The organism is Photobacterium sanguinicancri, assembly GCF_002265265.1.
Taxonomy (GTDB): Bacteria; Pseudomonadota; Gammaproteobacteria; order Enterobacterales; family Vibrionaceae; genus Photobacterium; species Photobacterium sanguinicancri.
Map to the genome: position 1 here is coordinate 1 of NZ_NOIF01000214.1, position 7,668 is coordinate 7,668.

The 7,668-nt window shown below is 43.7% G+C and carries 8 protein-coding genes; all 8 read left to right on the forward strand.

The genetic code is table 11. The features are described from left to right. The first annotated feature begins 222 nt into the window (after positions 1–222). Positions 223–837 carry a cytochrome c nitrite reductase pentaheme subunit gene (gene nrfB, locus ASV53_RS21325; protein ID WP_094958586.1) on the forward strand — a complete coding sequence of 205 codons (615 nt, stop codon included), beginning with the start codon at positions 223–225 and terminating at the stop codon, positions 835–837. Between the two features lie 9 nt (positions 838–846). After that, positions 847–1,536 carry a cytochrome c nitrite reductase Fe-S protein gene (nrfC, locus tag ASV53_RS21330; RefSeq protein ID WP_062690805.1) on the forward strand — a complete coding sequence of 230 codons (690 nt, stop codon included), beginning with the start codon at positions 847–849 and terminating at the stop codon, positions 1,534–1,536. Further along, positions 1,533–2,492: a cytochrome c nitrite reductase subunit NrfD gene (nrfD, locus tag ASV53_RS21335; protein ID WP_062690806.1), complete on the forward strand. Its 960-nt coding sequence runs from the start codon at positions 1,533–1,535 to the stop codon at positions 2,490–2,492. Before nrfC ends, nrfD begins: the two co-directional genes overlap by 4 nt. A 118-nt stretch (positions 2,493–2,610) precedes the next feature. Further along, the gene (locus ASV53_RS21340; RefSeq protein ID WP_094958587.1) at positions 2,611–4,719 is read left to right on the forward strand and encodes a heme lyase CcmF/NrfE family subunit; all 2,109 of its coding nucleotides are present in this window, start codon (positions 2,611–2,613) and stop codon (positions 4,717–4,719) included. Beyond that, the gene (locus ASV53_RS21345) at positions 4,716–5,297 is read left to right on the forward strand and encodes a DsbE family thiol:disulfide interchange protein (RefSeq protein WP_094958588.1); all 582 of its coding nucleotides are present in this window, start codon (positions 4,716–4,718) and stop codon (positions 5,295–5,297) included. Before ASV53_RS21340 ends, ASV53_RS21345 begins: the two co-directional genes overlap by 4 nt. A 70-nt stretch (positions 5,298–5,367) precedes the next feature. Beyond that, entirely contained in the window at positions 5,368–5,775 is a 408-nt protein-coding gene (gene nrfF / locus ASV53_RS21350; protein ID WP_239928879.1) for a heme lyase NrfEFG subunit NrfF, read from the forward strand. Positions 5,776–5,974: 199 nt separating this feature from the next. Beyond that, the gene (locus tag ASV53_RS21355; RefSeq protein WP_239928880.1) at positions 5,975–6,871 is read left to right on the forward strand and encodes a sugar kinase; all 897 of its coding nucleotides are present in this window, start codon (positions 5,975–5,977) and stop codon (positions 6,869–6,871) included. 13 nt (positions 6,872–6,884) lie between these two features. After that, a complete protein-coding gene (locus tag ASV53_RS21360) occupies positions 6,885–7,517 on the forward strand; it encodes a bifunctional 4-hydroxy-2-oxoglutarate aldolase/2-dehydro-3-deoxy-phosphogluconate aldolase (RefSeq protein ID WP_094958590.1) in 633 nt (210 codons plus the stop codon). Positions 7,518–7,668 lie beyond the last annotated feature (151 nt).

Consider the following 7,668-nt stretch of genomic DNA (forward strand, 5'->3'; position numbering starts at 1 on the left):
ATTTAAAAGGGAGATCAAGTTTTTAATTTATACCTTATAGTTTAATAACAATGTTAAGCGTTGTGGCTAATGTTTGTTGTAAATGAGAATGGATTCCAATTGGAGTGGGTATATATGTTTTATTCATATTTAAACATACTTATCTGCCAGTTAAATAATAAGTAACTGTAAGCACCGATTGTTTGTAAGCAGCAAACAAAAATGGAATAAAAAAGGTGAACAATGGGCATTTATAAAATGGCCGTCAGTACATTCACGACGTTATTGGTTGTGATTGGTATTGCTGGCTTCTCCCTCAATGTTGCCGCCGATTCAGAACAACAAGATGCCACAACAGCTAACGTTCCTCATCTTGCCTCTGATTCTGCGAAACAGCATGTAGTAACATTCATAAGGGATCGCGATTACGCTTGTACGCAGTGTCATAAAGACACCAAAGATGCATTGCTTGGCGCTCATGCTAATGCAATTCATGCGCAAACAGGTCGTGAAGTCGGTTGTGTAGACTGTCACAGTAACGTGGGTGAAAACCACCGTGATGGGGCTGCGCAAGTGACTAAATTCGCGCCATCTCAATCTATTGCTGGTACACAAAAAGTTGCCGCTGATCCGTTATGGATCAAAAAGCAAAATGAAACCTGTACCAATTGCCATGAGCCAGACGATCTTCGTGAAGTGAATTGGACGCATGATGTACATGCGCTCGACTTATCATGTGCGTCTTGCCATAACGTCCATCCGACGGCAGATCCAATGAAAGGTATCACTCAATCTTCCAAGATTAAGATGTGTGTTGATTGCCATGCCGATCAGACCAAAGCTAAAGCAGCCAAATAGGAGAAGACTATGACGTGTTCAAGACGTAATTTCCTTGCTGGCGCAGGTGCCGTTATTTTTACAACGGGCGTGGCAGGACAAGCAGTAATGAGCCGCAAAACACTTGCGGCAACCATGGAAGATGGCGATAAACGCTATGGTATGGTGCATGATGAAACGCTCTGTATTGGCTGTACTGCCTGTACAGAAGCATGCCGAGAGGTCAATAAAGTCCCTGAAGGTGTGTCGCGATTAGAAATTGTGCGAAGTGAACCACAGGGCGAGTATCCCAATATAGATTACAAGTTTACCCGTGTTTCTTGCCAGCACTGTGAAAATGCACCTTGTGTGTATGTGTGCCCAACAGGTGCGGCGTTTAAAGACCCAGAAACGGGCATAGTAGATGTCGATGCGTTTAAGTGTGTCGGCTGTGGCTATTGCCTTGCCGCTTGTCCCTACCAAGTTCGTTTCTTCCACCCTGAAACAAAATCTGCTGATAAGTGTGATTTTTGCCGTAAAACAAACCTTGCTGAAGGTAAACAACCCGCCTGTGTCGAGTCTTGCCCTACTAAGGCTCTGACATTTGGTGATTTGAATGATCCTCAAAGTGAAGTTTCACAGCTCATCACGCAAAAAACTGTCTATCGCGACAAAGTAGAACTCGGTACTAAACCGCAGTTGTATAAAGTGCCGCATCAAAAAGGGGAGATAAAAGGATGAGTACAGCCTTTGCAGAAGCCTTCTATTTTGATTCGTTAGTATGGGACTGGATCATTGCTATTTACCTGTTTTTAGCTGGTATGTCAGCTGGTGCCGTCATGATCTCTATTTATCTAAAACGTAAGGTAATTCAGGGACACCCATCGACGAATGGCATCATTAAAGCAACCGCAATTTTAGCGCCATTTGGCATTATTGTGGGGTTATTGATTTTAGTTTTCCACTTAACCAAACCTTGGTCATTCTGGAAAATCATGATCTTTTATAACCCAACATCAGTGATGTCGATGGGGGTGATCTTATTCCAAGTGTATATGGTGGTTTTGTTTGCTTGGATTGCCACTATCTACAAAGATGATTTGCTGAAACTTCTTAATGGGCGCTTACCGATCGTTGGCAAAGTCATGCAATATGTCACGCGTTATGAAAACGCGATTGAACTATTTCTTGGCTTCTTAGCGGTGATGCTTGCGGCATACACTGGCTTCTTATTGTCAGCACTAAAGACCTTCCCATTACTGAATAATCCGGTATTGCCGATACTTTTCTTGTTCTCAAGCCTGTCATCTGGCGCAGCCGCGTGTTTGATGTTTGGTGTGGTGTTCTTTAAAGAGTCGGTGGCTAGCCCTAGTGTGAAATGGGTACATAAGTTTGAACGCCCTGTTGTGGTGTTTGAGTTGTTTGTCCTGTTTGCATTTTTCAGTGGCCTTTACTTCGGTGGTGGTCAGAAAGAGGCGGCCGCGATAGCAGCGATTGGCGGTGGTTTTTGGGCGTCATGGTTCTGGTATGGTGTGATCGGCGCAGGAATGCTATTACCATTGGGGTTAAATGCGGTGAGCCCTTCAGGGGTGAAACACAATAAAGCTTTTATTATGCTAGTGACAACGTTGAGTTTACTAGGCGTATTAATGTTGCGTACGTTTGTGCTTTATGCCGGACAAATGACCATTGCTTAGCATGTATTGTTAGTAATAAATGGCATCAGTAAGATAAAAACAGCAGTGCTAATTCTGGTTGATAACGTTGTTAATCGTTTTAGTGCTGTTGTTTGTTTTAGAACAATATGGACACTTTATGCTGGCTGAAATTGGACACTTTTCGTTAATTCTCGGTTTTTCTTTCGCGTTACTGGCGGCGTTGATGCCAGTTGTTGCCGTGAAAATGAAAGCGCCATACCTTACTCGCTATGTGTGGCCATTAAGTTATGGCGCTTTTGGCTCTATCTTGGCATCTATCGTTTTGTTGGCGGTAGGTTTTGCGACGGATGATTTCTCGGTTGCGTACATCGCGCATCACTCCAATACACAATTACCTATTTTCTTTAAAGTCGCAGCGGTGTGGGGCGGCCATGAAGGCTCTTTTCTTTTCTGGGTATTTTCACTCAGTGGCTGGGCTGCGTTAGTCGCTGCTTGCTACCATAATAAGCCTGCCCAACATATTTTTATTACGCGAGTTCTCGCTATTCTTGCTGCATTAGTGGCGACGTTAACTTTATTCACGTTACTCACTTCGAACCCTTTTGAGCGACTATTTCCTGTGCCGTTGGAAGGACGAGATTTAAACCCAATGTTGCAAGATGTTGGGTTAATCTTTCATCCGCCCATGTTGTACCTAGGCTATGTCGGCTTTGCTGTCAGCTTTGCTTTTGCAGTCGCGGCACTTACCTTTGAAAAACCACAGTGGCAATGGGCCCAGCTCAGTCGTAGCTGGACATTATCCGCTTGGGTCTTTCTGACAGGAGGTATTGCTTTAGGATCTTGGTGGGCATATTACGAACTAGGCTGGGGCGGCTGGTGGTTTTGGGACCCAGTTGAAAATGCATCGTTACTCCCATGGCTTACAGGGACTGCGTTATTGCATTCATTGATTGTGACCGCGCAACGACGCTCATTGGTTGGTTGGAGTTTATTACTGTCGATTTTCACGTTTTCTCTTAGCTTATTAGGCACTTTTATTGTTCGATCGGGTGTTCTGACCTCAGTGCATGCTTTTGCGGTTGATCCTACACGTGGCTTAGTGTTGTTGATGATTCTGGCGGTAATGTTAATTTCAGCGCTGACTTTGTATGCCTTGCGCTGTGAGCGTTACCTCCAAGCGATGAACTTTGAGCTGTTATCACGTGAAGCTGCATTTTTGGTAGGTAATAGCTTATTGGCTGTTGCAACCTTGACTGTCTTGCTCGGGACTTTTTACCCGATGATCTTTCAAGCCTTTGGCTTAGGGAGCATCTCTGTAGGTGCTCCTTATTTTAATAGCATGTTTGTGCCGCTCAGTATGGTGACGTTTTTTGTGATGGGCCTGGGGGTATTAGTTCGACTACGCGCCAGTGCAGAAGACTTCTTGATCACCCGTTTACTGGCGCCTTTATCAGCTTCTATTATTGGTGGTGTGGTACTTTCGGTGCTGTTTGAGCGTGGTGTGAACTTAGTCGTGTGTGGGGCGTTAATTTGTGCCTTATGGATTATTCTTACCGCTTTGCAGTCTTTGATACTGCTGCCTTCTTATCAAAAAAGTCAGCACAATAAACGGATAGAGACTGAAAGCAATACCGAGTGTAAGCCGGGTCATGATCCTATGTATACACAAGCCCGCCCTCGTTTGCGTCAACTCGCGATGCTTATTGCTCATGTTGGGGTGGCTGTGACCGTGATAGGTGCCACTTTAGTCAGCAATTACTCTCATGAAATCAGCCGAAAAATGGGACCTGGTGATACAGCGATACTGAACGATTTCCAATTTGATTATTTAGATACTGAATTACTGATAGGGCCGAACTACACTGCGGAGCAAGCCAATATTCAGCTTACTAAGTTAGATCATTTTGCAAAAAATAAAGCGATGGGTTCCATTCAACCTCAGCGTCGTCATTATACGGTGCGCACAATGAACATGAGCGAGCCAGGTATCCGTTGGTGGTGGAATGGCGATGTTTATATAACATTGGGCGAAAAGCTTAATGCAACGGATTATGCTGTGCGTATCCAATATAAACCTTTTGTTCGTTGGTTATGGGTAGGTGCAATTCTGATGATGTTAGGCGGGGCACTTTCTGTTATTGCCCGATTGACCATGCGTCGAAAATGGGTGGCAGAAAGTATTAATGCGAGTTCTCAAACTAAGATTAGTGCTGTTGATGTGGCGCAGTTGCCTGAAAATCAAATTATTTGGAAGCAAAATAAGTGAAGATAGTTCGTTTTTTACCGCTGCTAGGAGTAGTGCTCGCTGGCATTGTTTTGGTTTATGCATTGGAAAAGCCGACACGTGTTGAAATTTCACCGCTGGCAGGTCAGCCCGTCCCTGCTTTTTCACTGATTAATTTGTTAGAAGGAGAGCCTAGTGAAGGTACTTTTTCTGTACCTACTGTCGATCAATCTTTGCTACAAGGTAAAATGCAGTTATTGAATGTATGGGCATCTTGGTGTGGCGTGTGTAAAAAAGAGCATAGCTTCTTACTCGAATTGCAACAACAAGGTATGTCTATCGTTGGCTTGAATTACCGCGATAAGCGCTCGTCTGCTGTGGCGACATTAACGGAAGAGGGAAACCCATATCATGCTGTTATTTATGATCCGCTCGGTGAATTAGCATTGGACTTAGGTGTGTACGGCACGCCCGAAACCATGCTGATTGATCCTAAAGGCATTATTCGCCAGCGTTACGTTGGGGCGATGGATGAAGCTATATGGCAACAGCAGTTTGCACCGGTTGTCGAAACAATAAAGCTCGAATTGTTAGAACAAAATACGCAACAACAAGGTTAAGACGATGGTGAAATCGACTATGTATGTATTAAGAGTTAGTCAGGCTATTTTTCTTGCTTGGCTAGCCCTAATGTTGCCTTCTAGTTTTGCTGAACCGCAAGTATTTGTGGCGGCAGATGCACGCTTGGTTGAAAGTGTGGAGACATTCTCGTTTCGCTCAAGAACAGAACAACAAAGAGCGATGGAATTAGCAAAAACATTGCGCTGCCCTCAGTGCCAAAACCAGAACCTGATTGAGTCGAATTCACCGGTGGCAAAAGATTTGCGCTTGAAGGTTTATCAAATGATTAATGCTGGGAAAACAGACCAAGAAGTCATTGATTTTATGACCAGCCGTTTTGGTGATTTTGTACTGTATAAACCCAAATTTGCGCCTAATACGTACGCGTTGTGGCTGGGTCCATTACTGCTTATTTTGCTCTTTGGATTTGGGGTTTATCGCAGTTTTTCCCGTCGAGAGTCAACGGGGTCACATTAAGAATTCATCGACCTTTATAGATCCATTTATTACTAACTGTAACCACCTTAGCTTAACTATATTCACGGAATAATATGCTAAAGCGGCAAGCGAATACATCGTTTGCCGCTGCGGACAATTAACGTTTAACGACTACCCTTTTATTATTACAACCAAGCACAAAGGTGACAGTGTGAAAATTGCATTTTTTGGCGAGTGTATGGTGGAACTGAGTGGTCAACCATTGCAGCGCACCTTTGGTGGTGACACCTTAAATACCGCGCTTTATATGGCTCGCTTAGGTAAAAAACGTGATATTCATGTGAGTTACGCGACAGCGTTAGGTGTCGATAATATATCACAAGATATGTTGGCGTCATGGAAAGCAGAAAGTATTAATACTAATTTAGTACGTACCTTGGATAATAAACTTCCAGGTTTATATTTGGTTGAAACCGAACCTTGCGGAGAGCGCCATTTTCACTATTGGCGAAATGACAGTGCTGCTAAATTTTACTTTTCAGAGCTAGCGTCTTCACCGCTCGAAGTTGCGGTTGAAAATAAGCAGGTAGATGCCTTGTATATCAGTGGCATCAGCTTAGCCATTTTGTCGGAAGAGGCGAAAGCAGTACTGGTTACATTACTAGACAAACATAAGAAAAATGGCGGAAAGGTGTTATTTGATAACAACTTCAGGCCACAGTTATGGACAGAGAAACAAGCACAATATTGGTATGCTCAGATTCTTCCTTTTGTTGATATCGCCTTGATTACAGAAGATGATGATCAAAGAATATGGGGAGACCGCGATATTGTCGCGCGTTGTCAGGAATATGGTTGCCAAGAAGTGGTGATTAAGCGCGGTGCAGAGCCTTGTATGGTGGTGACTCAATTACAAACCGATGCCGCGGAAACATCCTATATCGCAGCTAACAAAGTAGCGAAAGTGATTGATACCTGCGCAGCGGGTGATTCATTTGCAGCTGGGTACTTAGCTGCGCGTTTAAGTGGCGAGTCAGCTTCATCATCAGCAGAGCTTGGACATCAACTTGCATCTGTTGTTATTCAATATCCTGGTGCCATTATTCCTCTTGAAGCTATGAAAGAAATTATTTAAGGAAGATAGATACATGTCTCAAGCTCTTATTGAACAATTAAAAGCCTTCAAAGTTATTCCCGTTATTCAGATTAATCATGTTGAACAAGCTGTACCGTTAGCGAAAGTGTTAGTCGAAAATGGGTTACCAGTGGCGGAGGTGACCTTCCGTACAGACGCAGCAGCTGATGCTATTCGAGCTATGCGTGATGCTTACCCACAAATGTGTATTGGTGCGGGTACAGTACTGAATGCTGCGCAAGTAGATAAAGCTAAAGATGCTGGCGCTGAGTTCATTGTGGCACCTGGATTGAACCCCAATACCGTACGTTACTGTCAGCAGCAAGGGATCCCATTTGTTCCTGGTATTAATAATCCGAGCCAAATTGAGCAAGCACTGGAGCTAGGTTTAACCTTTTTGAAATTTTTCCCTGCGGAAGCATCGGGCGGCATCAGCATGGTTAAATCGCTGTTAGCACCGTATGTTGATGTTTCTATTATACCGACAGGTGGTATTAGTAAAGTTAATATTCGTGATTACTTAGCGATTGATCGTGTACTTTGTTGTGGCGGCACTTGGATGGTTGCCCCTAAACTTATTGAAGCGGGCGATTGGGAAGAGATTGGCCGTTTAGTGCGTGAAGCGGTTGAGCTTGTTAACGATTAACGTCACTGTTGCTTTTATTCCGAGTGATAGCTATGTGAACTTAAGGGGCTTCATAATTGTATTTGAGAGCTTTCGTTGCTTTTGAATCGCTTGTAACGACAGAAAACGGCTTTTTATTCGATAATTTGTACATATATCAGTCGACTAAATT